Annotated in this window: 31 protein-coding genes; 19 read left to right on the forward strand and 12 right to left on the reverse strand. The window is 32.7% G+C overall.

Going from position 1 to position 25,023, the window contains the following annotated elements; translation table 11 throughout:
- Nucleotides 1–12 precede the first annotated feature (12 nt).
- Genes D1869_RS08070 through D1869_RS08095 form a run of 6 tightly spaced genes read left to right on the forward strand, consistent with a single transcriptional unit; the run spans nt 13 to nt 5,368 of the window.
- A complete protein-coding gene (locus D1869_RS08070; RefSeq protein ID WP_156014650.1) occupies nt 13–318 on the forward strand; it encodes an ATP synthase subunit c family protein in 306 nt (101 codons plus the stop codon).
- Between the two features lie 45 nt (nt 319–363).
- Nucleotides 364–1,815, forward strand: coding sequence for a proline--tRNA ligase (gene proS, locus D1869_RS08075; RefSeq protein ID WP_156014651.1), 1,452 nt, complete (start codon nt 364–366; stop codon nt 1,813–1,815).
- Nucleotides 1,816–1,848: 33 nt separating this feature from the next.
- Nucleotides 1,849–2,136, forward strand: coding sequence for a 30S ribosomal protein S26e (locus D1869_RS08080; RefSeq protein ID WP_010979487.1), 288 nt, complete (start codon nt 1,849–1,851; stop codon nt 2,134–2,136).
- A 44-nt stretch (nt 2,137–2,180) separates the two neighbouring features.
- On the forward strand, nt 2,181–3,191 hold the full coding sequence (gene pdxS, locus D1869_RS08085; protein ID WP_010979488.1) for a pyridoxal 5'-phosphate synthase lyase subunit PdxS: 1,011 nt from the start codon (nt 2,181–2,183) through the stop codon (nt 3,189–3,191).
- Nucleotides 3,188–3,790, forward strand: a complete 603-nt coding sequence (gene pdxT / locus D1869_RS08090) for a pyridoxal 5'-phosphate synthase glutaminase subunit PdxT (protein ID WP_156014652.1) — start codon at nt 3,188–3,190, stop codon at nt 3,788–3,790. Before pdxS ends, pdxT begins: the two co-directional genes overlap by 4 nt.
- A 45-nt stretch (nt 3,791–3,835) precedes the next feature.
- Nucleotides 3,836–5,368, forward strand: coding sequence for a holliday junction branch migration ATPase PINA (locus D1869_RS08095; RefSeq protein WP_156014653.1), 1,533 nt, complete (start codon nt 3,836–3,838; stop codon nt 5,366–5,368).
- Here the strand turns inward: D1869_RS08095 and hjc are convergent.
- From hjc to D1869_RS08125, 6 genes are all read right to left on the reverse strand, one after another.
- Nucleotides 5,363–5,806: a Holliday junction resolvase Hjc gene (gene hjc, locus D1869_RS08100; RefSeq protein ID WP_221267022.1), complete on the reverse strand. Its 444-nt coding sequence runs from the start codon at nt 5,804–5,806 to the stop codon at nt 5,363–5,365. The two genes, D1869_RS08095 and hjc, sit on opposite strands and share 6 nt — an antisense overlap.
- 8 nt (nt 5,807–5,814) lie before the next feature.
- Nucleotides 5,815–6,813 (reverse strand): ketol-acid reductoisomerase, encoded by a 999-nt coding sequence (ilvC, locus tag D1869_RS08105; protein WP_156014655.1) that lies wholly within the window; start codon nt 6,811–6,813, stop codon nt 5,815–5,817.
- Nucleotides 6,794–7,189, reverse strand: a complete 396-nt coding sequence (locus D1869_RS08110; protein ID WP_156014656.1) for an ACT domain-containing protein — start codon at nt 7,187–7,189, stop codon at nt 6,794–6,796. Before D1869_RS08110 ends, ilvC begins: the two co-directional genes overlap by 20 nt.
- Nucleotides 7,167–8,885 (reverse strand): acetolactate synthase large subunit, encoded by a 1,719-nt coding sequence (locus tag D1869_RS08115; protein WP_156014657.1) that lies wholly within the window; start codon nt 8,883–8,885, stop codon nt 7,167–7,169. The genes D1869_RS08110 and D1869_RS08115 overlap by 23 nt, the downstream gene beginning before the upstream one ends.
- Before the next feature lie 188 nt (nt 8,886–9,073).
- On the reverse strand, nt 9,074–9,562 hold the full coding sequence (locus tag D1869_RS08120; RefSeq protein WP_156014658.1) for a magnesium-dependent phosphatase-1: 489 nt from the start codon (nt 9,560–9,562) through the stop codon (nt 9,074–9,076).
- Complete coding sequence (locus D1869_RS08125) at nt 9,540–10,337, reverse strand: GTPase (RefSeq protein WP_156014659.1); 798 nt, start codon at nt 10,335–10,337, stop codon at nt 9,540–9,542. Before D1869_RS08125 ends, D1869_RS08120 begins: the two co-directional genes overlap by 23 nt.
- A gap of 33 nt (nt 10,338–10,370) precedes the next feature.
- On the opposite strand from D1869_RS08125, the gene D1869_RS08130 reads away from it, so the two are divergent.
- Complete coding sequence (locus D1869_RS08130) at nt 10,371–11,321, forward strand: hypothetical protein (RefSeq protein WP_156014660.1); 951 nt, start codon at nt 10,371–10,373, stop codon at nt 11,319–11,321.
- Here D1869_RS08130 and D1869_RS08135 read toward each other — a convergent pair.
- Nucleotides 11,310–12,146 (reverse strand): UbiA family prenyltransferase, encoded by an 837-nt coding sequence (locus tag D1869_RS08135; RefSeq protein WP_156014661.1) that lies wholly within the window; start codon nt 12,144–12,146, stop codon nt 11,310–11,312. The genes D1869_RS08130 and D1869_RS08135 overlap by 12 nt on opposite strands.
- 34 nt (nt 12,147–12,180) lie before the next feature.
- On the opposite strand from D1869_RS08135, the gene D1869_RS08140 reads away from it, so the two are divergent.
- A complete protein-coding gene (locus D1869_RS08140; protein ID WP_156014662.1) occupies nt 12,181–12,387 on the forward strand; it encodes a PolB1-binding protein PBP2 family protein in 207 nt (68 codons plus the stop codon).
- Here the strand turns inward: D1869_RS08140 and D1869_RS08145 are convergent.
- Together D1869_RS08145 and speD are read right to left on the reverse strand one after the other, a co-directional pair.
- The gene (locus tag D1869_RS08145) at nt 12,357–13,250 is read right to left on the reverse strand and encodes an NAD(P)/FAD-dependent oxidoreductase (RefSeq protein ID WP_184650939.1); all 894 of its coding nucleotides are present in this window, start codon (nt 13,248–13,250) and stop codon (nt 12,357–12,359) included. The genes D1869_RS08140 and D1869_RS08145 overlap by 31 nt on opposite strands.
- A 14-nt stretch (nt 13,251–13,264) precedes the next feature.
- Nucleotides 13,265–13,633, reverse strand: coding sequence for an adenosylmethionine decarboxylase (speD, locus tag D1869_RS08150; protein WP_184650921.1), 369 nt, complete (start codon nt 13,631–13,633; stop codon nt 13,265–13,267).
- Between the two features lie 126 nt (nt 13,634–13,759).
- On the opposite strand from speD, the gene D1869_RS08155 reads away from it, so the two are divergent.
- A complete protein-coding gene (locus D1869_RS08155; protein ID WP_052846969.1) occupies nt 13,760–14,041 on the forward strand; it encodes a DUF211 domain-containing protein in 282 nt (93 codons plus the stop codon).
- Nucleotides 14,038–15,006 (forward strand): TIGR00269 family protein, encoded by a 969-nt coding sequence (locus D1869_RS08160; protein WP_156014664.1) that lies wholly within the window; start codon nt 14,038–14,040, stop codon nt 15,004–15,006. Before D1869_RS08155 ends, D1869_RS08160 begins: the two co-directional genes overlap by 4 nt.
- Here the strand turns inward: D1869_RS08160 and D1869_RS08165 are convergent.
- Nucleotides 14,982–15,515: a cob(I)yrinic acid a,c-diamide adenosyltransferase gene (locus D1869_RS08165; RefSeq protein ID WP_156014665.1), complete on the reverse strand. Its 534-nt coding sequence runs from the start codon at nt 15,513–15,515 to the stop codon at nt 14,982–14,984. The genes D1869_RS08160 and D1869_RS08165 overlap by 25 nt on opposite strands.
- 48 nt (nt 15,516–15,563) lie before the next feature.
- Between D1869_RS08165 and leuS the strand changes: the two genes are divergently transcribed.
- On the forward strand, nt 15,564–18,425 hold the full coding sequence (leuS, locus tag D1869_RS08170) for a leucine--tRNA ligase (protein WP_156014666.1): 2,862 nt from the start codon (nt 15,564–15,566) through the stop codon (nt 18,423–18,425).
- Here the strand turns inward: leuS and D1869_RS08175 are convergent.
- Nucleotides 18,393–18,989: a hypothetical protein gene (locus tag D1869_RS08175; RefSeq protein WP_156014667.1), complete on the reverse strand. Its 597-nt coding sequence runs from the start codon at nt 18,987–18,989 to the stop codon at nt 18,393–18,395. The two genes, leuS and D1869_RS08175, sit on opposite strands and share 33 nt — an antisense overlap.
- 23 nt (nt 18,990–19,012) lie before the next feature.
- Nucleotides 19,013–19,138 (reverse strand): hypothetical protein, encoded by a 126-nt coding sequence (locus D1869_RS15695; protein WP_269203968.1) that lies wholly within the window; start codon nt 19,136–19,138, stop codon nt 19,013–19,015.
- Here D1869_RS15695 and hisC point away from each other — a divergent pair.
- From hisC to hisH, 8 genes are read left to right on the forward strand one after another with little or no spacing between them, the layout of a single operon-like run.
- Nucleotides 19,080–20,123, forward strand: a complete 1,044-nt coding sequence (gene hisC / locus D1869_RS08180; RefSeq protein ID WP_231113806.1) for a histidinol-phosphate transaminase — start codon at nt 19,080–19,082, stop codon at nt 20,121–20,123. The two genes, D1869_RS15695 and hisC, sit on opposite strands and share 59 nt — an antisense overlap.
- Nucleotides 20,101–20,958 carry an ATP phosphoribosyltransferase gene (hisG, locus tag D1869_RS08185; protein WP_156014669.1) on the forward strand — a complete coding sequence of 286 codons (858 nt, stop codon included), beginning with the start codon at nt 20,101–20,103 and terminating at the stop codon, nt 20,956–20,958. The genes hisC and hisG overlap by 23 nt, the downstream gene beginning before the upstream one ends.
- Nucleotides 20,958–21,650: a 1-(5-phosphoribosyl)-5-((5-phosphoribosylamino)methylideneamino)imidazole-4-carboxamide isomerase gene (hisA, locus tag D1869_RS08190; RefSeq protein ID WP_156014670.1), complete on the forward strand. Its 693-nt coding sequence runs from the start codon at nt 20,958–20,960 to the stop codon at nt 21,648–21,650. Before hisG ends, hisA begins: the two co-directional genes overlap by 1 nt.
- Nucleotides 21,640–22,224, forward strand: coding sequence for an imidazoleglycerol-phosphate dehydratase (gene hisBd, locus D1869_RS08195; RefSeq protein ID WP_010979510.1), 585 nt, complete (start codon nt 21,640–21,642; stop codon nt 22,222–22,224). The genes hisA and hisBd overlap by 11 nt, the downstream gene beginning before the upstream one ends.
- A complete protein-coding gene (gene hisF / locus D1869_RS08200) occupies nt 22,221–22,970 on the forward strand; it encodes an imidazole glycerol phosphate synthase subunit HisF (protein WP_156014671.1) in 750 nt (249 codons plus the stop codon). The genes hisBd and hisF overlap by 4 nt, the downstream gene beginning before the upstream one ends.
- Entirely contained in the window at nt 22,967–24,151 is a 1,185-nt protein-coding gene (gene hisD, locus D1869_RS08205; protein ID WP_156014672.1) for a histidinol dehydrogenase, read from the forward strand. Before hisF ends, hisD begins: the two co-directional genes overlap by 4 nt.
- Nucleotides 24,144–24,428: a phosphoribosyl-ATP diphosphatase gene (gene hisE / locus D1869_RS08210; RefSeq protein WP_052846573.1), complete on the forward strand. Its 285-nt coding sequence runs from the start codon at nt 24,144–24,146 to the stop codon at nt 24,426–24,428. The genes hisD and hisE overlap by 8 nt, the downstream gene beginning before the upstream one ends.
- Nucleotides 24,428–25,018 carry an imidazole glycerol phosphate synthase subunit HisH gene (hisH, locus tag D1869_RS08215; RefSeq protein ID WP_156014673.1) on the forward strand — a complete coding sequence of 197 codons (591 nt, stop codon included), beginning with the start codon at nt 24,428–24,430 and terminating at the stop codon, nt 25,016–25,018. Before hisE ends, hisH begins: the two co-directional genes overlap by 1 nt.
- The last annotated feature ends 5 nt before the right edge of the window (nt 25,019–25,023 follow it).

Raw genomic sequence — 25,023 nt, forward strand, 5'->3', positions numbered from 1 at the left:
CGGTGTCTTGATATGAAGAAAACGTGGCTACCGCTTCTCTTGTTACCACTTCTAGCATCTGCTGCTATTTTTTCAGCACAAGCTCCCTATGATACTGCACAGGGTTTTGAAGGACTTAACATAGGTGCTGGATTAGCAATTGGTTTAGCAGCAATAGGTGCTGGTGTTGCTGTAGGTATGGCTGCTGCCGCTGGTATTGGTGTATTAACAGAAAGAAGAGACATGTTTGGTACGATTTTAATCTTCGTAGCTATAGGTGAAGGAATAGCCGTATATGGTATATTATTCGCAGTATTAATGCTATTCGGTAAGTTCTAAAAGACAAAAATGTTTTTTATCTTCTTCTTATTTTCCTTTTCCTAAATGAAAGTTTCCAGGGAAAAGTGGGAGAAAAATTTTAGCGAATGGCTAGATTGGGTATTAAGAGAAGCCGAGATTTATGATTATGGCCGATATCCAGTAAAAGGTATGGGGGTATGGATGCCATATGGTTTTAAGATTAGACAAAACGTACTTCAGCTTATCAGAAAATTATTAGATGAGACTGGGCATGAAGAAGTTTTATTCCCATTACTCATTCCAGAAGATTTATTGAAAAAAGAGAGCGAACACATAAGGGGATTTGAGGAAGAAGTCTATTGGGTAACTAAGGGTGGTTCTCAAGATCTAGATGTAAAATTAGCATTAAGACCTACCAGTGAAACTTCTATAACATTTATGGAATCTTTTTGGGTTAAAAGTTACAAACAATTACCTAAAAAATATTACCAAATTGTTAGTGTATTTAGATACGAGACTAAAGCTACAAGGCCTATGATGAGATTAAGGGAAATAACAACTTTCAAGGAAGCTCATACACTTCACGAAACATATGAGGATGCGGCTAGGCAAGTAGACGAAGCTATAAATATATATAAAGCGTTCTTTGATGAACTTGGAATTCCATATATGATTTCTAAAAGACCAGAATGGGATAAATTTGCTGGAGCTGAGTACACTATAGCTTTTGATACTATATTACCAGATTCAAGAGTTTTACAAATAGGTACTGTGCATCATTTAGGTCAGCACTTTACGAAGGCTTTTGATTTCAAAATCCAAAGAAAAGATGGAAGTTTAGATTATCCTCATCAAACTAGTTATGGGATTTCAGATAGAGTAATAGCAGTACTTATAGCTATAAATGGTGATGATCATGGTCCAGTACTAAACCCTGTAATAGCGCCAATAAAGGCAGTTATAGTTCCTATACCAGCTAAGGATGAAGAAACAACTGCTAAAATTATTAACTATGCTAAAGAAGTTGGAGAGAATCTAAAGAATAGTGGCATTACTGTGGTAATAGATGATGATAAAGAGAAAACACCTGGTGAGAAGTTCTATATATGGGAATTAAAAGGAGTTCCTTTAAGAATTGAAATAGGCCCTAAGGAACTAAATAATAATACTGTTTATATTAAAAGAAGGGATACTTTTGAAGGTAAATCAGTGCCTAAAGATAAGGCAGCAGAGGAGGTAAATACTCTATTAGAAAAAATAAAGAATGATTTACATGAGAAGGCGTTAAAGTTCTTAAAAGCGAGAATAATATATACGGAAGACCTTAATGAGGCTAAAAAGATTTTAGAAGAAAGAGCTGGCGTTGTTGAAGTACCATGGTGTGGTGATAATAATTGCGGCTTACAACTTCAAGATGTAACTAATGCTAGAGTTTTGGGTATTCCTCTTGATGAGGATAAAGATGTTAGTAATACAAAGTGTGTAATGTGTAAAAAACCAGCAAAATCATTACTTAGGTTGGCAAAAACTTATTAATAATATAAACTAGGAATTAAATAGGGTGCTAATTTGCCAAAGAAAAGAGAAAATAGAGGAAGGAGAAAGGGAGATAAAGGTCATGTAGGTTATATTTATTGTGATCAATGTGGTGCTAGAGTACCAGAGGATAAGGCTATATGTGTTACGAAGATGTATAGTCCAGTAGATCCAGCTTTAGCTTCTGAATTAGAAAAGAAAGGAGCCATAATAATGAGATATCCAGTTACTAAATGTTATTGTGTAAATTGTGCTGTATTTTTGGGAATAATTAAGATTAGACCAGAAGAAGAAAGAAAACAAAAAGCAAAACTCTACTAATAAACTTTTTTATGCATTTCATGTATATTTTAATTTGACGTCAAATGAGATTATATGAACTAAGTTTTTATGAGGTCGAGCAATTCTTTTATAAGCTAGCAGAAGTGAGAGATATAATCAAAGATCAAGGTTTACTTTCCTTTTTACCACAAAAGTTAGATGCAGAATTAGTCCAAGGTTCTACTATGGTAAAACATGCCTTTCCAATATTTCAGAAAGGAGGAGTTGTTATGGACGTAACTAATGTTACTCAGGCGGAAATCGCTGAAGATGCTGGAGCTACTGCTGTAATGGTTTTAGATAAATTACCTTATGATGTAAGAAAAAGTGGCGGTGTAGCAAGGATGGCTGACCCAAAGATAATTGAAGAAGTAATGAATTCTATTACAATCCCTGTTATGGCTAAGGTAAGAATAGGACATTATTATGAAGCCAAAATACTGGAAGCCTTAGGTGTTGATATGATAGACGAGAGTGAAGTACTAACTCCAGCAGATGAGGAACACCATATTAATAAATGGGAATTTAAAGTACCTTTTGTAAATGGTGCAAGGAACTTAGGAGAAGCTTTAAGAAGGATAACAGAAGGTGCATCAATGATTAGAACTAAGGGTGAGGCTGGTACTGGTAATGTAAGTGAAGCTGTTAAACACATGAAGATAATAAATGGTGAAATAAGGTCGTTGATTTCCATGTCAGAAGAAGATAGAATGAAAAAAGCAAGAGAATATCAAGTTCCATATCAAATAGTTGAGTTAACAGTAAAGTTAGGAAGATTACCAGTAGTTAATTTCGCTGCTGGAGGTATTGCAACACCAGCAGATGCTGCATTAATGATGTGGTTAGGTGCTGATGGCATATTTGTAGGTTCTGGTATCTTTAAGAGCCAAGACCCTGATGTTAGAGCGAAGGCTATAGTATTAGCTACCGCTAACTGGGAAGACCCAGAAATAGTTCTTGAAGCTCAAAAGATGATAAGCGAAAGTAAAAGCATGATGGGAATTGATATTAAAGCATTGAAGCCAGAGGAATTACTTCAGGTGAGAGGTCAATGAAAATTGGAATTGTTGCATATCAAGGTAGCTTTGAAGAACATGCGTTACAGACTAAAAGAGCTTTGGACAATTTGAAAATTCAAGGAGATATAGTTGCTGTGAAAAAACCTAATGATTTGAAAGATGTTGATGCTATAATAATACCTGGCGGAGAGAGTACAACCATTGGCGTTGTTGCTCAAAAACTTGGTGTTTTAGATGAATTAAAAGAGAAAATAAATTCTGGGATACCAACTTTAGGTACTTGTGCTGGAGCAATAATGTTAGCAAAAGATGTTACAGACGCCAAAGTCGGTAAAAAATCTCAGCCGTTAATTGGTTCAATGGATATTTCTGTGATTAGAAACTATTATGGTAGACAGAGAGAAAGTTTTGAAGCAACTGTTGATTTATCAGAAATAGGGGGAGGAAAGACTAGAGTTGTGTTTATAAGAGCCCCTGCTATAGTCAAAACATGGGGAGATGCAAAACCATTATCAAAACTTAATGATGTAATAATTATGGCTATGGAGAAAAATATGGTTGCTACAACATTTCATCCAGAGTTATCTTCAACTACTGTAATTCACGAGTTTCTCATTAAAATGGCAAAGAAATAGGTTTATTAGTTTTTAAATTAGATTAATTTTTAAGGGTTCAAACTATTGCCTCCGAAAGATCTTTTAATAGATAAGTCAGCCTTAATACATGGCGTATCTAAATATTTAGAGCGTAAAATTATATACGGTAATATCTTAATTCATAAAAGATTATTAAGTGAGATAGAGAAAGATGCTCGAGAAGGTCTTGTTACTGCTGAAATAGCTCTTGATGAGATTAAAAGGTTGAGAGATGTCTCCGAATCACTTTTAGTTAGTTTTGAAATAGTTGGTGATTTAAGTAGTAGACAAGATACAAATGATGAATTGAGGGAATATTGCCTTAAAAGAGGATGTACTATAGTTACAGCTGATGAGATACAGAAACAAATTGCAGAGAATTTAGGTATAGATGTATTTTACTTAAGTCCATTAGAGAATGCTTTAGAAATAGAGAGTTACTTTGATGAAAATACTATGAGTGTTCATCTAAAGGAAGGAACCACGCCAAAGGCAAAAAGAGGAAAACCGGGTTATTGGCAGTTTGTAGAATTATCTTCAGAGATCACGTCTGGCTATCAAATAAAGAAATTAGTAAGTGAAATATTAGCTTCAGTTAAATACGTTAAGGATTCTTTCATAGAAATTGAAAGAAAAGGTTCAACAATAGTTCAGCTAGGTAACTATAGGGTTGTAATCACTCACCCACCGTTAAGTGATGGCTGGGAAGTTACAATAACTAGACCCGTGACAAGGAAGAAACTTGAAGATTATAACTTACATGAGAAATTAATGAATAGATTAAAAGAACATGCAGAAGGAATTTTAATTGCTGGTTCTCCAGGTATGGGGAAGACAACATTTGCCCAAGCTTTAGCAGAGTTTTATAATAGAATGGGAAAAGTAGTTAAGACTATTGAATCACCGAGAGATATGCATTTACCACCAGAAATAACCCAATACTCAAAGAATTACGCTGAGGTTGGAGAACTTCATGACATATTATTACTCAGTAGACCTGACTATACTGTATATGATGAAATGAGGAATGACGAGGATTTTAAGTTATATATTGATTTACGATTAGCTGGAATAGGAATGATAGGAGTAGTCCACGCAACATCACCTATAGATGCTATTCATAGATTTATAAATAGGGTTGATATAGGAACTATTCCTAATATCTTGGATACAGTAATATTTATTCATGCAGGAAATGTGGCTAAAGTTTACAGTTTGGATATGACAGTAAAAGTTCCTACTGGATTGAGAGAGGCTGATTTAGCCAGACCAGTAGTTGAAGTTAAGGATTTAATAGAGGATAAAGTTGAATATGAGATTTATGTATTTGGAGAACAAACAATGTTAGTACCAGTTAGTAAAATAGCTGGAAACAAACAGAATGCAATGCAGAATAAACTAGAGAGAGTCATACTTAATGTGATTCCAAATGCTTCGGTAACTTATGAAAACGGAGAATATGTTATAACAATTCCTAAAGAAGAAATAGGCAAATTTAATAAAAAGCTAGTTAGCAAGTTAAAGAGGTATGAGAAGAAGCATGGAATTAGAATAAGAGTTAAGTTTGATACTTCATAAGAAAGAATCTAAGGTTCTACTTATTTTACTCTCAACATAACGGACTAGATCTTCTAATTCCATTCCTTTTTCTACTGTTTCTAAATCTATTGCATAATTTCCTCCTTCAGTTTGCCTTAACATATCAAATTTTATAAACCTTAGCATCTTAGGTAATTTAACGCCTAAAAATAATTCCCCTCCACTTTTCTTAGCAAACTCTCTAATGCCTTCAGCTTGTTCTTTCTCTATATATATTTTCTGTCCATTTTTTCTACTTTTTACTTCAATTAATATTATAACTCCAGATTTTAGTGCAATAATATCTGGTACGTGATCTTTTCTCTTAGAACCACTAGCTGGAGCTCTTATAACAGCAAATCCTTTATCTCTCAGCCTAGAAACAATATAACGTTCTACTGAAGAACCCCGTGATTTATTGGAATTCACAATATACATATAAAAAATTAAGATTTAGGCTTTCCTCTGAGCGAAATCTCTCTAATTTGCCTACCTACTTGTTCTTCCAAGCTGTTTTCAACCTCTTTCATACCATTAACAAGTGTGGGTGCTCCTTTATTGTATTCTTCAATCCATTCTTCAGCGAATTTTCCGCTCCTTATTCTATCTAATACTTCTTTCATTCTCTTCTTTACATCCTCATTTATAACATATTTTCCTGCAGTAAAACCGCCATATTTAGCTGTTTCTGATACAGCCTTTAACATTCCTGTAAATCCTTTTTCATATATTAAATCTACTATCATTTTCATTTCGTTTATAGTTTCATAGTAAGCTATTTCCGGTTGATATCCAGCTTCAACTAAAACTTGAAAAGCTGTCCTCATTAATTGTGTAATTCCTCCTACCAAATCAACTTGTTCGCCAAATAGGTCAGTTTCAGTTTCTTCTTTAAACGTTGTTTCAATAACTCCAGCTCTTGTAGCTCCTAACGCTTTCGCAATAGCCAATGCTTTTTCAAAAGCTTTCCCAGAGTAATTTTGATGTACTGCTACCAAAGCTGGTACTCCTCCTCCCTTTGCAAAATATTCTCTTACTATTGGTCCAGGTCCTTTAGGTGCTATCATATAAACATCAACTGTCTTGGGCGGTTCTATTAACTTATAATGAATATTAAATCCATGTGCGAACACAAGATCCATTCCATCCCTTAAATAAGGTACTACTCTTTCTCTATACACATATCTTTGGACCATATCTGGTACTAAGAAAATTACTATATCCGAGTTCTTTACTGCATCTTCTGTATGCATTGGGTTGAACCCATCACTTTCTGCTACTTTCCATGAATTTCCTTCTCTTTCTAATCCCACGAGTACCTTTAATCCAGAATCTCTAAGGTTAAGCGCCCAAGCTCTTCCTTGACTTCCATATCCTAGTACAGCTATTGTTTTATCTTTTATAGGATCTAAAGTTGCATCTTTATCAATATATACTTTTGCCACTTACAATCCCCCAACTGATTGTTGTTACTTTTGTAAAAACTGGTCTAAAAACAACTATATCATATTCTCTAGCTTGTGAGGGCTCTCCTTCAATTATTGTACCATTGTTTCTAATAATGTATGTTACTACTTTTGCATCTTCTAGAATTTCTACTTTCTCTACATCTACTGTTTTGCTTAAATTTTGAATCGCTATATCGAAATTATTACTGTAAGGAATACCCATATAAATCTCGTATAAACCATCATCAGAAATTCTCCTAGCTTGCATCCAATTTATATCCATTAATAGTTTTCTAAAAGCTCCAGCAACTCTTTCAAAGAACCCTGGATCTCTATAATATCCAACTACTCTAACTACTTTTTCTTGGGTCACGTACAATCACCTGCTTTAATCTTCCTCCAGGAGGTAATGTGGGTAATGCTAATTCTTCTTTATCGACCGGAATTCTTATCACTGCAGGAATATTTTCTTTCATAGCTGTTTTAAGTGATTTTTCTATTTCTTCATAAGAAGTAGCGTTAAATCCTAGAGCTCCAAATGCCTCTGCTAATTTTACGAAATCTGGCGAGGGTCCGTAGTCTACTCCTACAATTCTATTTCCAAAGAACAAATCTTGAACTTGCCTTACTAGACCTAATGTCCTATTATCAAACACTACTGATATAATTGGAATATGTTCATCCACAGCAGTAGCGAGATTATTCCCAGTCATTAAGAAAGACCCATCACCATCCAGATCAACTACAACCTTATCTGGTTTAGCTAATTTAGCTCCCATTGCAGCTGGTAAACCAAATCCCATTGTTCCCATACCAGTTGAAGATAAAAACGTTCTAGGTTCTAATACTTCCCAGAATACTTCTGCCCACATTTGATGTTGTCCCACACCAGTAGTTACTATAGCATCTCTAGGTATCGTATTCCTTATTGTCTTTAATATCTTCCATGGTTTCAGTTTATTTGGTTCGTCATAATAATAGAATTGTGAGTAATATTCCTTATATTCTTTTACTCTTTTTATCCAGGCATTATGATCATTCTTTTTACCTACTTCGTATACTGCTTTCATCAATTCCCTAAGTAGAATTTTTGCATTACCTACAAGATTTACATCAACTTTTATTGCTCTTTCTCCATCCGAGGGATCTATGTTAATCATTATGAATTTCTTTCTTGTCTCAATCATTTCATCATATGAAGTAAAGGTTCTATCACTAAACCTAGCTCCGACAACTAACATAGCATCTGATTCTAAAGCAGCCATTGAAGCTTCTGCTCTTCCATAATATCCCATGGCACCGAAATATAGTGGGTGGTCATGTGGTATAGCGGACTTGCCAGGAAATGTTGATACTATTGGAACATGCAAATACTCGGCAAGTTCAAGAACCTCTTGTGTTGCATTGGACCATACAACACCAGTTCCTACTAAAATTATAGGTCTCTCAGCATTTACTAGTATTTCTGCAGCTTTCTTTAACTTCTGTCTATCAATTATTGTAGGAAACTCTTTGTAACCTTTTACCATGGGTTTTTCTGGCCATTTTACTTCCTCAACTTTTTCATAGAAAATATCTCTAGGTATGTCAACAACTACAGGTCCTGGTCTACCTGTTGTTGCTATATAGAATGCATTCTTTATCCAAATTGGAATTTCTTCTAATTTCTTTATTTCTACAACGTATTTTGTAATATGCTCAAATACACCCATTGCATCAGCTTCTTGGAATGCCATTTTTCCAATGGAATTTCTAGGTACTTGTCCAGTTATTGCTATAACTGGCGAGGAATCCCAATATGCTGTTATTAGGCCAGTAACTAAGTTTGTTGCACCGGGACCAGATGTTGCTGTACATACACCGGGTATTCCTGAAGCTCTGGCATATCCATCAGCTGCATGAGCAGCTGCTTGTTCATGTCTCATTAGTACATGTCTTAGTTCTCCATTTTGTAAGTCTTCAATAAATGCATCATAAAGCTGCATGTTAGATAGGCCAGGTATTCCGAATATTACTTTTACTCCTTCTCTTTTTAGAGCATCTATTGTTATTCTAGCCCCTGTCGGCATTATAGTAACACCTCTTTAGAATTATTTCTTTTATAGTTAATTTGTGCTTGTTCAAAGTTATCTTTGACTTGAGGAAAAGAATTAGACTTGGAGGGTACAGTCACCTATCATCTTTTTCACAGACTCTACATAAGAAGTTAAACTTTTTAAGCATTACTATTTTTCTTTTCACAAAAATTATTGGAGAATTAAAAACTTTTTATTTTTTCAAGTATCTGCTTGTGATGAATTATATCTGACCACATTTCTAAACATTTTATATTACCCAAATATAACCATGTATTACCAAAATGTACTCTTCTATCATCGATAAACATTATCTCATCTGGTTTTAAATATATCCCCTTTTCTCTCATTTTATCTATAATTTCCGCAATAAAAATAAACTTAAATGGGTAATCTTTAGATATAATAATATCAAAATATTCTCTTATTTTAAGAAGATCAAGGATTTCATATGTTTTTTCTGGTAAATTCCAAGTCGCTAACCCAATAAACAATCCCATGTCTTTTAAACTCTTTAATGTGTCTCTAACTTCTGGAAATAATGTAAGTCTATTACCCTCTGAATCCTCGATTGAATTCTCGTTAATTAGTTTATAAGGTTTTTTAAAGATAGAAATATTATAATGATCCCATAGAGTTTTGTCGGCATCAAACACTACTATCTTTATCATCATTCATAGATAAAGGAGGGACATAATAAATAATTTTGCCCTTGTGATAATCTCTTATAAACGCTTTTGCTGCTTCTTCTATGTTAGGCTCTTTAGTGGATTTATATAACCATCCTCTTTTTAACGCTAATTTTTCAAAAAACTCATAGGGAGAATTAAAAGTTATATTATATGTCTCCTTAATAGCATTTGGATTATATTTTATAATTCTTAGTAAGAGCATTTCCCCTGCCTTAACGGGATCTTCAAGTTTTTCTACACTTATTCCTCTAATGACTTTCTCTAATTCATTTCCGTCTGGTGGTATGATACCTGGTGAATCCCATGCATATATTTTTGAGTCTATTTTGAACTTTTGGATGGTTTTCGTATAACCATATGCCATAGGTATTTTTGAAGTTGAAGCAGAATGCTTTCCCTTTAGTGCATTAATAATAGAAGATTTCCCCGTTTTGGGATATCCTACAAATATTACTGTTCCCTCTTTTCCTCTTAATAACTCTTTTATTTTATCACGTAGAATTTTAGTACCTAAATGCATGGTCGCTGAAATATATATCGCATTTTTTCCTTCATTCTCAAATATCTTTTTCCATCCTTCTAAAATCTCTCTAGGAATTAAATCTGCTTTATTAAGAACTATTAAGATCTTCTTTTCCCTATTAAGTACATATTCCTCTAATTTTTTTGACCTAGTCAAATCTGGCTCTCTAGCATCTATTACCTCTATTACTAAGTCTGATTTATTAATAAATCTAAGTACTTCCCTAATCATTCACTTTATTTTTTTAGTAACTGAATTATATATATGCCAATTGGAAGTATAGCGGTTTTTGACGAGGGCGTTTTCAATGGTTCCATAGAGTATGATGCCCTAGTTGAAGGGGTTAAATTAACATCAAGAGAAAGAGAAATGGAATATACATTTGACATAGAAAGAAAGGCTGAAAAAGTCTATGTAATACTAAATATAGAAAGAAAAAAGTTCTTGGAACCTAAATGGAGATTATGGTTAAACGAATTTTCATTAACGAAAGAGTTTAGACCCAACATAGAAGTTGATTCTGGCAATACCATTATATCGTCTATAATATATGATATAACTCCAATAGTAAAGCAAGGTAAAAATGTTTTTTCAATAGTATATAAAGGCCTAGATAGTATAACCGTGGATAGTGTTGGTCATATAATATTTTATCCAGTAAGAGAATTCGAAACAAGATATCAACTATATGCGGGATCTTTACTATTGAAACCTAAAGAGAGTGTAGAGTTTACTTGTTATGGTGAATGTTATATTATTGCGAAGAATCCTAGTAAAGATACTAAAGTAAACATAGGAACTAGTGAAGTTACAGGTGATAATGAAGTAGCCGATATAAAGATAGAGAAAGAGGGTAATGTGAGTATAATATTCTCAGCTCCAGAGAATTTTAAAAACTATGGAAGAATATATTCTTTCTATTCGTTAAAATATAAAGTACCTACAATTGATATTAAAGCTGAAGCAATTGTTAGGGATGGATATGTTGAAATAAAATTAGTAAACAATAGTGAAATTGATTTAGATAAAGTGCTAGCAAATTTATTCCTTAATAGCATATCTATTAACTTCAAAAGTTTCAATAATATAAACAAGGGACAAATTATTGAATATAAAATTCCTCTGAATAATTCTAAGGGAAATTTAAATCTTAGAGTTGTAGGAATAAAGGCAGGATATAGAAAGATTTTTGATATAAATGTGTTAAATAGGTAATGTTCCTAATGCAAATAAAATTAATGTTCCTAAAGCATAAACTTTCATATAAGCTCTAGCTTTTGAAGCACTTTCTATATCATGTCTTAGTAATACTACTAGGATAAGTATAATGTCTAAGAATAATATTCCAATTAAGTAAATTATGTTGAACCCAAAGAAATAAGGAATAAAAGACGTTACTATGAGTATTAGTAGTATAATTTTTGATATAAACCAAGTCTTCTCAATACCTACTCTTACTGCAAGCGTCTTGACACCATTAACCATATCACCCTTTACATCTTCTATTCCCTTTACAAATTCTCTTGTTAAAGTAAAGAAAAATATGTATAATGTGGGTATTAATGTCCTAATAACCCATGATCCTTCAAAAAATGCCAGGCCTCCGTAAAATGCTGAAAGAGCCGATGTTAAGGCTACTATTAAATTGCCTGCTAATCCTTCTTTCTTTAAGTCTTTAGCATAGTAATATAAAGCTAAAACAGTTAGCAAAGCTATTACAAATGCATAAACGTTTAGTAAAACCGATAATGCTATACCAACTAAAAACAAAACTATTGATAATGATCTAGCTCTTGAGATTTTTATCCTACCCGAAGGTAAGGGTCTATTTGGTTTATTTATTTTATCAACCTCAATATCAAAAACATCATTAATTACATAGCCTCCAGCTGCAATAACCGAAACAACAATCATTGCAAGGATAAGTTTTATTGGTATTATTTTCCACTCAGAAGCAACAACATAGCCCATAAATGCGGAAATAGCAGAGCCTATAACGTTATGTATTCTTACAAGTTCAAAATAAGCTTTTACTGACATTTTTCATATATTGATTTACTAGGAAATTAAAAAGGTGATTTTAGTGGTATCCCAAGAAGAAATTGAAAAGGCTGAAAAGTACTTTAAGAATGTTATTTCGGTGGGGGAAATTATTGCTTTGAGGGAGTTAAAAGCTTTAGGAATTAATAATCCCGAGGAAGTAATAAGTAAACTAATGGAAATGGGTGTAATCGAAAAAGGTGAAGGATGTTATAATCTAGTACGGAAGAGAAGCGAATGAAAATCGAATTCTTCGTTTACACTCAATGTTTTATCCTTTAAGAGTCTGAAAGCTAATGGTAAAACTACTCTCCAAGTTTTTTCTATAATAGTTGTTAATCTAAATTGTTTATTTATCTCGTTTTTCAATTTGTTAAATTTACTTAAATGTAAAGAATTATCATTTTCATAAACTAGTTTAGGTATTGTTTCTAACATTTCTCCAATTGAAAAAATACCGCCTCCAGTAAATATTTTAATTAAACCTAATGTATCACCTATACCGTATTTATATACTGGTTTAGCTCTTGGTATTGAGCCTCCATGTATGTCTATAATTCTCTTGTTTACCTTAGGGATAAATAATTTGGGATCATAATAAGATAATGAACCTACTAATGTCCCATAACTAAGTGGGACTATCCATCCAAAACCTGCCGGATTTCTATGATCAAAAAATACTTCTATGCTATCACTTTCAATTGGTTCTGTTAGATATTCGATAGCTTTAATCCATTTAGCTTTTCCTTTCCAACCAGAAGCATCAATGATTTTTCCTTCATATTTTTCGTTATTTGCAAGAAGTTTATTATTATTTTCTATTTTTACATCAGTAGATTTTTTGACTTTAAGATTTTCTTCCAAATATTTTTCAAGTTTTAGTCTATTTAATCTTACTATGTTTGTTCTAACTTCAAATGATATATTTGAGTAATGAAAAATAATTTTCTTAAAGTAAGAATCTATAAATTCACTAGATATTCCTAGCTTTGAAAAAGTATTATAACTTATAATTCCAGTACATTTTTTTCCTAGTTCTCTTTTTCTATCAAACACTATTATACTTTCATCTTTTAATTTCCATGCAGTTAGTAAACCTGCTATGCCTCCTCCTACTATTAAAATTCTGATGATCTATCAGCCTCATTTATTGTATATCTTTTAGCTTTTAATTCATTAACTATGTACATAAATGCTTTATAAGGATCTGTGTGAGCACCACAAGAGTATACATCAACTGTTGCAAAGTTATACTCTGGCCAAGTGTGTATAGTAATATGACTCTCTAAAACAATTGCAACTACACTTACTCCTTCTCCTATCTTCCACGATTTAATATCAAGTAATGTCATATTGCCTACTTTTGCAGCTTCTTTTACAATTTCTTCTAATCTTTTTACGTCTTTCAGAACTTCGTTGTCGCACTCATATAAGCTTCCATATACTTGTCTTCCGACAACTTTTGGTGTGCTGACGACCCCCATCATACCCCAAACCCCCCACACTATAAGCCCGCTATCTTCATTTTTAAATTTTAATATCCTTGCACCCCTTTCTATCTCAAGTAATTTTTTATTGATGTTTTGAAAATAGTATTGTAAACAGTGATTACGTTGCCTATAAGACGTCTTGTTTTAGATGTTTTAAAACCTATAAGAGGTACATCAATAGTTGATCTAGCCGAAAAAATTTCAAGTATAGAAGGAGTTGATGGTGTAAATATTAGTGTTACTGATATGGACGTAGAGACTATGGGATTAATGATAGTTATAGAGGGTAGTAATTTAAACTTTGAAGAAATAAAGAAATTATTAGAAGAAGAAGGATGCGCTATTCATAGCATTGATGAGGTAGCAAGTGGAAATAAAATAGTAGAGGGGAGAAAAGAAGCATGATATGTGATGTTTGTAGAATTAGGGAAGCGGAAATTTACCAAACTCATACTGGAAGAAGATTATGTAGGCAATGTTTCATAGAAGATATAAGAAAAAGAGTAGAAAAAGAGGCGGAAATTATAGGGTTGCAAAAAGCCAAGAAAATTTTGCTTGCTGTATCTGGTGGGAAAGATAGTTTTGTACTAGCCGATACTTTAGCATCTTTTATTGATCATAATAAATTGATAGCTTATAACATAGTTGAGGGAATACATGGTTATAATAGAAAGGAACAAGTAGAACAGCTTAAGAAATTTCTTACTGATTTAGGAATCGAATTAATAGAAGATAGTTTCAAGGACAGTGTAGGATATACTTTGGACGAGATGGTTAAATCTTCTATGGAAAAGGGCCTGAATGTTTCTGCTTGTACTTTTTGTGGTGGTTTTAGAAGAAAATTAATAAATAATGCTGGTAGAATGGTTAACGCAGACTATGTAGCTACTGGGCACAATCTTGATGATGAAGTGCAAGCTATAGTAATTAATTTGATTAGAGGGGATTTAATTAGGCTTATAAGATTTGGTGACAAACCGCTTAAATTAAGTTCAAAGTTTGTACTTAGGGTAAAACCTTTAAGGAAAATATATGAATGGGAAACTACTATGTATGCTTACTATAAAGGATATAACTTTCAAGAAGTCGAATGCCCTTATATAACTACAAGACCTACCTTAAGAGCAAAAGTTAGAGAATTACTTTACATTTTAGAAGAGACTAAGCCTGGTTCACTATTAAATATTATTGAGGAATTTGATAAAATTTCGGAAAATGTTAGAAAAGAATACTCAACCACTTCTGAATTAAGAGAATTACCAAGATGTAAGATATGTGGAGAGCCTACTAGTTATGGAAGAGAAATTTGCAAAAATTGTGAACTTTTAATTAAGTCTGGACTTCTTCACCAGAACTTACCTATATCATAGATTTTTTCACTTACATTTCTCCTTTTGTTTGCAACTAATGCCATTGCAAATAAAAGTGATGATAATCTATTTAAATAGACTATAATCATCCGATTAATTTCTGGTAGTTCTTTGGTATATTTAACTGCATTTCTTTCAACTCTTCTTGCTACTGATCTAGTTATATGTAATACTGAGGCTTCTTCCGAACCACCTGGAATAACAAATAGTTTTACTGGTCCGCTTTCTTTTCTATATTCTACAGTTCTTTCTTCCAACCATTTTACGTATTTTTCATCAATTTTCTTTTTACTACTTTGAGTAGAGAGATCTTCGCCTATTTCAAAAAGTTCAACTTGTACCCTTTCTAAATCTTTTTTCATATCTTCCCAGGGTATTTTTGATATAGCAAAACCTATAAAAGAGTTTAATTCATCAAGATCCCCTAGAAAATTAACTAAAGGAGAATCTTTTCCTACTCTTTTATTTATTACGTTAGTATTTCCATCATCACCAGATTTTGTAAACACAACATAATTTAAATATTCGAGGTTATAAAGGTGTTTTGGTGATTAAGGATTTCAGCAAAGGAGTTCGTTGATTTTCTAACATCAATAGCTGAAAAATGGCAGAAAGAATGGGAAAAAGCTAAAATCTTTGAAGCAAACCCAGATAGAACAAGGAATAAATTCTTTACGACAGTTGCCTTCCCATATCCTAATTCTCCATTTCACCTAGGTCATGGAAGAACTTATGTGACTTGTGATATTTACGCAAGATATATGAGAATGAAGGGTTATAACGTACTTTTCCCCATGGGATTTCATTATACTGGAACGCCGATAATTGCTATGGCTGATGATGTAGCTAAAGGAGATAAAGAGTTGATAGACATTTTCAAAAATATATATGAGATTCCAGATAATGTGATTTCAAAATTAGCTGATCCTCTCTTTATGGCTAACTATTTCAGAGATGAAATAAAGAAGGCTATGAAAGAAATAGGTTTAAGCATTGATTGGAGAAGAGAATTTACGACTATAGACCCAGAGTTCTCATCATTCATAGTATGGCAGTTTAATAAGCTACAAGAGAAAGGATATATAGTTAGAGACACACATCCAGTTGGATGGTGTCCAGTTCATCACATTCCAGTAGGAATGCATGATACTAAAGGAGATATGGAACCTGAAATTGGCGAGTTTGTATTAATTTACTTTAATAGTGATCTAGGAATTTTACCTGCTGCTACATTAAGACCAGAGACCGTGTTTGGTGCTATAGGAATATGGGTAAATCCAGATGTCACATATTCTATCATAGAATTAGATGGCAAAAAGATGATTGTTAGTGAAAGGGCCGCATTCAAATTAACTTTCCAGTTTGATAATATAAAGAATTTAGGAAGTATAAAAGGTTCTGAATTAACTAAATATAAGGCTGTTAATCCAATAACTGGAAAAGAAATTCCTATAATGGCAGCTGATTTTGTTGATCCTAATGTTGCTACAGGTGTAGTGATGAGTGTTCCAGCCCATGCTCCTTTCGATTATTACTATTTGAAGAAAAATAAGCAACAAGATATGCAAATAGTTTCTGTTATTCAAGTTGAAGGTCAAGGTGACACTTTAGCTAAAGATCTTGTAGAGAAGACTAATCCAAAAAACAAAGATGATCTTCAAAAATTAACTGAACAAGTTTATAGAATAGAATATAACAAGGGTAAGATGAAAGATGTGAGCTCGCTAGTAAAACCAGAATTTGTTAACTACTTTAAGTCGTTTATTGGCTTATCAGTTCCAGAGGCAAGGCAAAAAGTAACTGAGTTCTTAATAGAGAAAGGCTTAGGTAGGAAAATTTATGAAATTATGAATAGACCGGTTTATTGTAGGTGTGGTAACGAGGTTGTAGTTAAAATACTAAAGGATCAATGGTTCTTAGACTATGGTAACCCACAATGGAAGGCTTTAGCTAAAAAATTAATTTCTAATATGAAATTTATTCCGCCAGAGACAAAGAAAGATTTTGAGTTTGTCGCAGATTGGTTACAAAAAAGGGCATGTGCTAGAACGAGAGGATTAGGTACGCCATTACCTTGGGATAAAAAATGGATTATTGAAAGTTTAAGTGATTCCACTATCTATATGGCCTACTATACAATTTCACATAAAATAAGGCAATATCAATTAAAACCCTCTCAACTTACTTATGATTTCTGGAATTATATAATGCTAGGTATTGGAGATATTGATAAGATTTCCAGTGAAACTGGTATATCTAAAGAAATAATTAGGGAAATGAGGAATGAATTTCTATATTGGTATCCATTAGATATACGCCACAGTGGTAAGGATTTAATTCCTAATCATTTATCGTTTTTCATATTTAATCATGCAGCAATTTTCCCAGAAGAATTATGGCCGAAAGCTATAGCAGTCAACGGTTTCGTTTTATATGAAGGAAAGAAAATGAGTAAATCATTAAGGAACATTATTCCATTAAGAAAAGCTCTGAGAATTTATAGTCCAGACGTTGTAAGAATAGCATTGACATCTACTGCCGATATGGGTTCTGATGTAAACTTTAGTGACTCTTATGCAAAGTCAGTAGGAGAAATATTAAGGAGGTATTACGAATTTATAAAGGAGTTACCTAAGTATGATGGTGAAGGTAGTGAATTTGCTAATAAATGGTTAAAGGCTCAAGTAAGTAGTATTGTACTCAGTTCTACTAAGAATATGGATAATATTGATTTTAGAAGTACTATTAATGATATATTATATTCATTTGATTCTTATTTGAGAGAATATATCGATATGTGTAAAGCTGATGGAAAAGAACCAAATGGAAAATTATTAAGAGAAGTAATAGAGACATGGATAAAACTATTAGCACCTTTTGCTCCTCACTTTGCTGAAGAAATTTGGCATGAATTAGGTCATACAACTTTCATCTCATTAGAGAAATGGCCTACAGCTGAAGAGTCATCTGAGGACTTATATTATATTTTAATCCATGAATATCATAAGAGAATAATTGAGGATTCCCAGAAGATTATAAACTATTACTATAAAGGTAAGCCTAGTATCGTAAAAATATATGTTGCAGAACAAGAATTAATGAAGGTATTGAGAGAAGCTGTGCAAATACTATCTAATGGTGGTACATTAAAGCAGTTAATGGAGAAAGAGAGACCACCAGATAAAAAACTAGCTAATATAATCAGAAAGATTTACGAACTAGCAATAGAATTAGATGACAATATGAAAAAGTTAATCTTAGGTTATAATATTAATGAGAGAGAAATCCTTGAGTTAGGAACTAAATATATGAGTTACAAACTAGGTATACCAGTTGAAGTATATGATGTATCAAAATTAGATAAAAATAAATATAATAAAGAAGCCTTACCTCTTAAGCCAGCTATTATTGTTGAGTAAAACTTTTCCATTTTTTATTTCAATAACTCCAATATCTTTTAGAAAATAGATCTCTTTTCTTATATTATCTCTGCTACTATTTGTCTTATGATATAGTATGTCCACTATTTCTTTTAAAGAAAGTTCATTATATTCCCTAAGAATATTAATAATCTCTTCACTTAATCCTTTGATTTTTTCTTCAACTATTTTCCCTTCTATTATCCTAAACAAATATATTTTATTATCAATATTTATCTTAAAAAGATTTTGATCAAGTTTTTGAATTTCTGATAGTGGAATGCCTAGATTAAGTTTCTTAATAGAAGTTACTAAACTAAAATTATTTGGGATTTCTGATTCATCTTCTGCTTCAAAAATTATATTTTCTGATCTTTCATTACATTTCATATGAAAATTCAAATTATATGGATAATATTCCCATTTAATTTTATCAAAATTAAAAATACAAACATCACGTCCCTTGCTGTAGAGGTATTCTGCGATATTGATAACTAGAACTAATTTAGGGTAGTAATAATAACTTTTTATTAATCTTTTTGTCTGAAGAAGATCCTCGAACACTTATAAAGAGTTGACAGAAAAGCTTATTTGCTTTTCTTCATGAAATAAGTAGGGTTTCTTATTGCACCAACCTTTGACATCAAAAACCTTATATATCCTTGGCTAATTGAAGCAGAAGAATATAGCTTCAATGATATAAATGATGGCATAAGGTTACACTTAAATGAATCTCCTTTTCCACCACCAGATTTTATAATAGAGGAAGTAAAGAAATATTTGCATTTAGGTAATAGATATCAACATCCTTCATTACTAGAAAGATTAAGAGAATTAATGGCAGAATATAACAGAGTAGAACCAAAGAATATATATCCAACTCCAGGAGGAGATGGGGCATTAAGGGCAGTATTTTATAACCTTATACAGACTGGAGATAAAGTTGTAATAAATAATCCATCTTATAGCATGTATAAAGTATATGCTTCAGTCAGAGGGTTAAAATTAACTCGAGTAAATCTGATAGAAAATGATAACTGGTGGAAGATGAATTTTGAAAAGTTTTTAGATGAGGCAAAAAATGCAAGACTTGTTATAATTGATGATCCAAATAATCCTACTGGTTCACCTATGTTGAAGGCAGAGGAAGACAAAGTAAGAGCCTTAGCGGAAAGTATTAATGGCTTTATACTTATTGATGAGGCATATTACGAGTTCTCTGGCTATACAGTTGCTAAACTTATTAACAAATATCCTAACCTACTCATAGTAAGAACGTTAAGTAAGGCTTTTTCATTGGCATCCTACAGGGTCGGGTATTTAATTGGGAATGAAGAAGTTATTAAGAATCTAATGAAGGGGGCTACACCATTTGACATTTCGCTACCAGGATACATAGCTGGTATTACGGCTTTAGAAAATCCTTCATATGTTAGAAAAATAGTAGAAGAAATAACTAAGAATAGAGAATACCTTCTTAATGGTCTCAGAAAACTTGGATTAAAAGTATACAATTCCCTTACAAATTTTGTTTTTGTAAAGGATGAGAGAGACCTATTATCCCCATTACTGAATAAGGGTGTAGCGATTAGAAAACCAATTATAGGTTATTATAGGATAAGTGTAGGCACAAAGGAACAAGTTGATGCTCTATTAAAATATTTAGGTGAGATAATTGAAAATAGCAATTCCAAATAAAGGCAGATTAAAAGATCCTGTTGTTCAATTTTTAGCTTCAGTAGGAGTGAAAGGGAATTTCTCCGATGATAGAGCTTTAATAATACCCACTAATTGGGAGGGAGTACAACTAGTTATGGTTAGGACTGAGGATATTCCTAGTATAGTAGAATCTGGTGCCGCAGAGTTAGGAATAACTGGGCATGATTATGTAATTGAGTCAAATTCTGATGTTGATGAATTAATCAGACTTGATTTTGGAAAATCAAAAATTGTCTTAGCTGTTCCAGTGAGTTGGAATATTGACAGAGTTGAAGAAATTAAAGATGAAATAAGGATAGCTACAAAGTACTATAATATCGCAAAACAGTATCTTGAAAAGAAGAATATAAAAGCTAAAATAGTTAAAATCAGTGGTGCTGCAGAAGTAATGCCATCTTTGGGTGCTGCAGATGCTATAATAGATGTTATGAGTACTGGGACTACTCTAAAACTTCATGGCTTAAAACCTTTAGATACAATTTTAGAAAGTAGTGCTGTAGTTATCGCGAATAGAAATTGGGTAAAAAGCGAAGAAGCTGATAAAATAAATTTGCTTTTAACCATGATGAAAGGGGCTTTAATGGCAAGAAATAAGAAAATGATATTTATGAATGTTCCAGATGATAAATTGGATAAAGTTATAGCATCACTTCCAGCTATGCTTTCTCCAACGCTATCAAAACTAGCAAAAAGTGATGCATGGGAAGTTATAACGGTAGTTGATGAAGATCTTATACCGGAAGTAATAGCTAAAGTAAAAGCTAATGGTGCTAGGGATATTGTAGTAGTTAATATAGAGAAAGTGGTGAAATAATGTTAAAAGTCGTACCCAGTATTGATATTAGTGAAGGGAAGGCAGTGAAAAGGATAAGAGGTGTAAAAGGCTCTGGTTTAATTCTCGGTAACCCCGTTAAGATAGCATATAAGATTTACGAGGAAGGTTATGATTATCTACATGTAGTTGACTTAGATTCCGCTGAAGAGAACGGAAATAATGAGGAATATGTTAAAGATATATGTAAAATAGGTTTTAAGTGGGTTCAGGTTGGTGGGGGGATCAGAAATGTTGAAAAAGCTGAGAGATTACTAGATTACGATTGTTCTGCTATAGTTATTTCCACATTACCAATAAAAGATCCTAAATCTTTTATGGATATACAAAAAATAATAGGAAAAGATAAAATTTTACTTTCTGTTGATTATGATTCCTCAGGTTATGTATTAATAAGAGGATGGAAAGAGAAATCAATAAAAGTTTTAGATTTTCTTCTTTCTTATGATTCCTTGGGTTATATATTTACTTATGTAGAGAATGAGGGTACTAAGAGAGGAATTGATAACAACGTGAAAAATTATGTTATAAGAATAAAAGGACTAAAAGAATACGCTGGTGGAATAGGATCTATAGAAGATTTATATAAGTTAAATGAGTATGGTATTAATTATGCGATAATAGGTATGAGCTTTTATTCTGGCAGTTTAAGAGGGATAAAATATGTCTACTAGGAGTGTAAGAAAAATCAGAGAAACTAAAGAAACTAAAATAGAATTATATCTAGATATAGATAAGAAAGGAGAGGTAAAAGTATCTACTCCAGTTAATTTTCTTAATCATATGCTTTCAACACTTTTCTATTATATGAATTCCACTGCTACTCTCATTGCAGAAGATAAACAAAATTTCGATGATCATCATGTTGTAGAGGACACTGCAATAGTTATTGGAGAGGCCTTTAAAGAAGCTTTAGGTGACAAGAAGGGAATAAGAAGGTTTTCTCATCAAATTATTCCCATGGACGATGCTTTAGTTTTGGTTGCTGTAGATATTTCTGGAAGAGGAGTAAGCAATATTGAACTTAATTTAGAAAGAGATGAGATTGGAGGTTTGGCAACAGAGAATATTATTCATTTCTTTCAAACTTTCTCTTATAATTCTGGGGTGAACATGCATATTATTCAATTAAGAGGATGGAATACTCATCATGTTATCGAAGCATCGTTTAAGGGTCTTGGTTTTTCGTTGTATGAAGCTTCTAGAATAGTTTATGAAGAAACTTACAGTCTAAAGGGATCTTTATGACAGCTAAAAGAATAATTGCTTGTTTAGATGTAAAAAACGGTAGAGTAGTCAAGGGTGTAAATTTCCTTAACTTAAAAGATAAGGGAGACCCCGTAGAATTAGCATCTAGATACGAAGAAGAAGGAGCGGACGAAATAGTATTTTTGGATATTACAGCTACTATAGAAGGAAGAAAAGCATTACTAGAAGTAGTAAAAAATACGGCTAGCGTATTATCTATACCACTGACGGTAGGAGGGGGAATAAGAACAATAGAAGATGTTTCAAGAATTCTAGGTAATGGTGCTGATAAAGTAAGTATAAATACAGCAGCAGTTGAAAACAAAAAGATAATAACTGAGGCCTCTGAGCAATTTGGTGCTCAAGCAGTTGTTGTAGCAATTGATGTGAAAAGGGTTAATAATTCGTTCATAGTTTTTACTAGATCTGGTACCTATAATACCGGTATAGACGCAATTCAATGGGCAAAAGAAGTAGAAAAATTGGGTGCTGGGGAAATTTTGCTTACAAGTATTGATAAAGATGGTACAAGAGAAGGATATGATATTGAGCTTACAAAAGAGGTAAATAATTCTGTAAATATTCCAGTTATTGCTAGTGGTGGTGCAGGGAAAATGGAACATTTTTATGAGGTCTTAAAAGTTGCGGATGCAGCGTTGGCTGCAGGTGTTTTTCATGATGGCGTTATTAAGATCCCTGAACTTAAAAGGTTTTTGTTAGAGAAGGGTATAGAGGTGAGAGTATGATATTAAAGGAGTTACCTAAGCAAAGACCTAATGATTTTACCAAAGTACTTCAAGATGTAGAGAAGATTATTAGTTATGTTAAGCAAAAAGGTGACGAGGCTTTAATAGAACTCGAAGAAAAATTCGATAAAGTAAAACTTACATCCATAAAGTTTCCTGAGGTAGATAAGCTAGCTTCTCAGATTTCACAAGATTTAAAAATGGCAATAGATGTAATCTTTACACAGATATACGAATTTAACAATTCAATTAAACCACCAAATATTATAGGAGGTAGTGCTAACGGTATAGATTACGGAGTGATGTGGAAAAGTATCGAGAGAGTAGGAATTTATGTGCCAGGTGGTGAGAAAGCATACCCGTCAACACTATTAATGGCTGGTGTTCCTGCTTTAGTTGCTGGTGTTAAGGAAATTTATGTTTCTTCTCCTCCAACTAAAATAAATTCAGCTATAGCATATATTTCTCTTAAGCTTGGAGTTAAAGAAATCTATACAATTGGTGGTGCACAAGCAATTGCTGCGATGGCATATGGAACTCAAACTGTTAAGAAAGTGGATAAGATTGTTGGCCCTGGTAATATTTATGTTCAAGCGGCAAAATATTTAGTCAGTGGTGATGTTGGTATAGATGGTATTGAAGGTCCTACTGAATTAGTTATTATAGCTGATGAAACCGCTAATCCCTCTAACATAATATTAGATTTGAAAGCTCAAGCTGAGCATGGGAAGTCAACTTTTCTAGTTTTGCTTTCCAATTCAGATAAGATTATTAACTTTGTATCTAAAGAACTTGAAGTAGATTCAAATATCTATTATGTCATCAAAGTAAATTCTATAGATGAAGCAATAGATATTGCTAATGAGATAGCACCAGAGCATTTATCTTTACAAATTTCTAATGCTAGAGAATATCTACCAAGAGTGAAAAACGCTGGAGCTGTAACTTTGGGAAATACCCCTCCAGCAATAATTGACTATTCTGCTGGTCCAAATCATATTTTACCTACAAATGGTTGGGCAAAAATTAGAGGTGGAATATCAGTTTATGATTATCTAAAGATGATAATGTATGCTTCTACGTCGAATCCAGAGAAAAAACTTGTTGAAGCTTCTAAAATTTTAGCAAAATATGAAGGTTTCGTATTTCATGCTGACAGTATTGGTGTTAGGTATGAGTAGTAATGTATTAGATACGCTATATTCCATTATTTTAGATAGGATAAGCAATAAGAAGGAAGGTAGTTATACTGTAAAATTGCTAGAAAAAGGTAAACCTTATATAGCTAGAAAAGTGGGTGAGGAAGCTACGGAAGTAATTGTGGCTTCATTAAGTGAAGGGAGAGAGAGATTTATTAGTGAAGTAGCAGACTTAATATATCATCTTTTCGTATTAATGGCTGTAGAAGGAGTTAAGCCAGAAGATGTTTATGAGGAGCTAAAAAGGAGGATGAAGTGATGAAAGCTACTCTAATAAACTATGGTGTAGGAAACCTGTTCAGCATTAAGGCTGGTCTAGAAAGAGTTGGGTTTAATGTTAAGATTTCTTTCTTACCAGAAGGAGATGAAGATGTCATAGTATTGCCTGGTGTAGGTGCGTTTTCTGCAGTCTCTTCCTATCTAAATTCTATGAAGGATAAATTTAATGAGCTGAGAGAGAGAGGAGTAAAGTTTTTGGGCGTATGTTTAGGTATGCAAGTAATGTTTGATGAAGGAACTGAGGGGGGTTTGAGTAAAGGTTTAGGATGGTTTAAAGGTAAAGTTGATAAAATTTATGCTAACGTAAAACTTCCTCATATTGGTTGGGACAAGTTATTTGTTAATAAAGATTCTTGTAATTTGACTGAAGGCTTAGATGGTAAATATGTATATTATGTCCATAGTTATGTAGCGTATACAAATGATTACGTTGCTTATAGTGAATATGGAATTAAATACCCAGCTGTAGTATGTAATGATTTTGCTGTAGGAACTCAGTTTCATCCTGAAAAGAGCAGTGTAACTGGTAAGATATTCCTTAGAAACTTTTATTCGTGGGTTAAAAGATGATGAAA

Source organism: Sulfurisphaera ohwakuensis (genome assembly GCF_009729055.1).
Classification (GTDB): Archaea; Thermoproteota; Thermoprotei_A; order Sulfolobales; family Sulfolobaceae; genus Sulfurisphaera; species Sulfurisphaera ohwakuensis.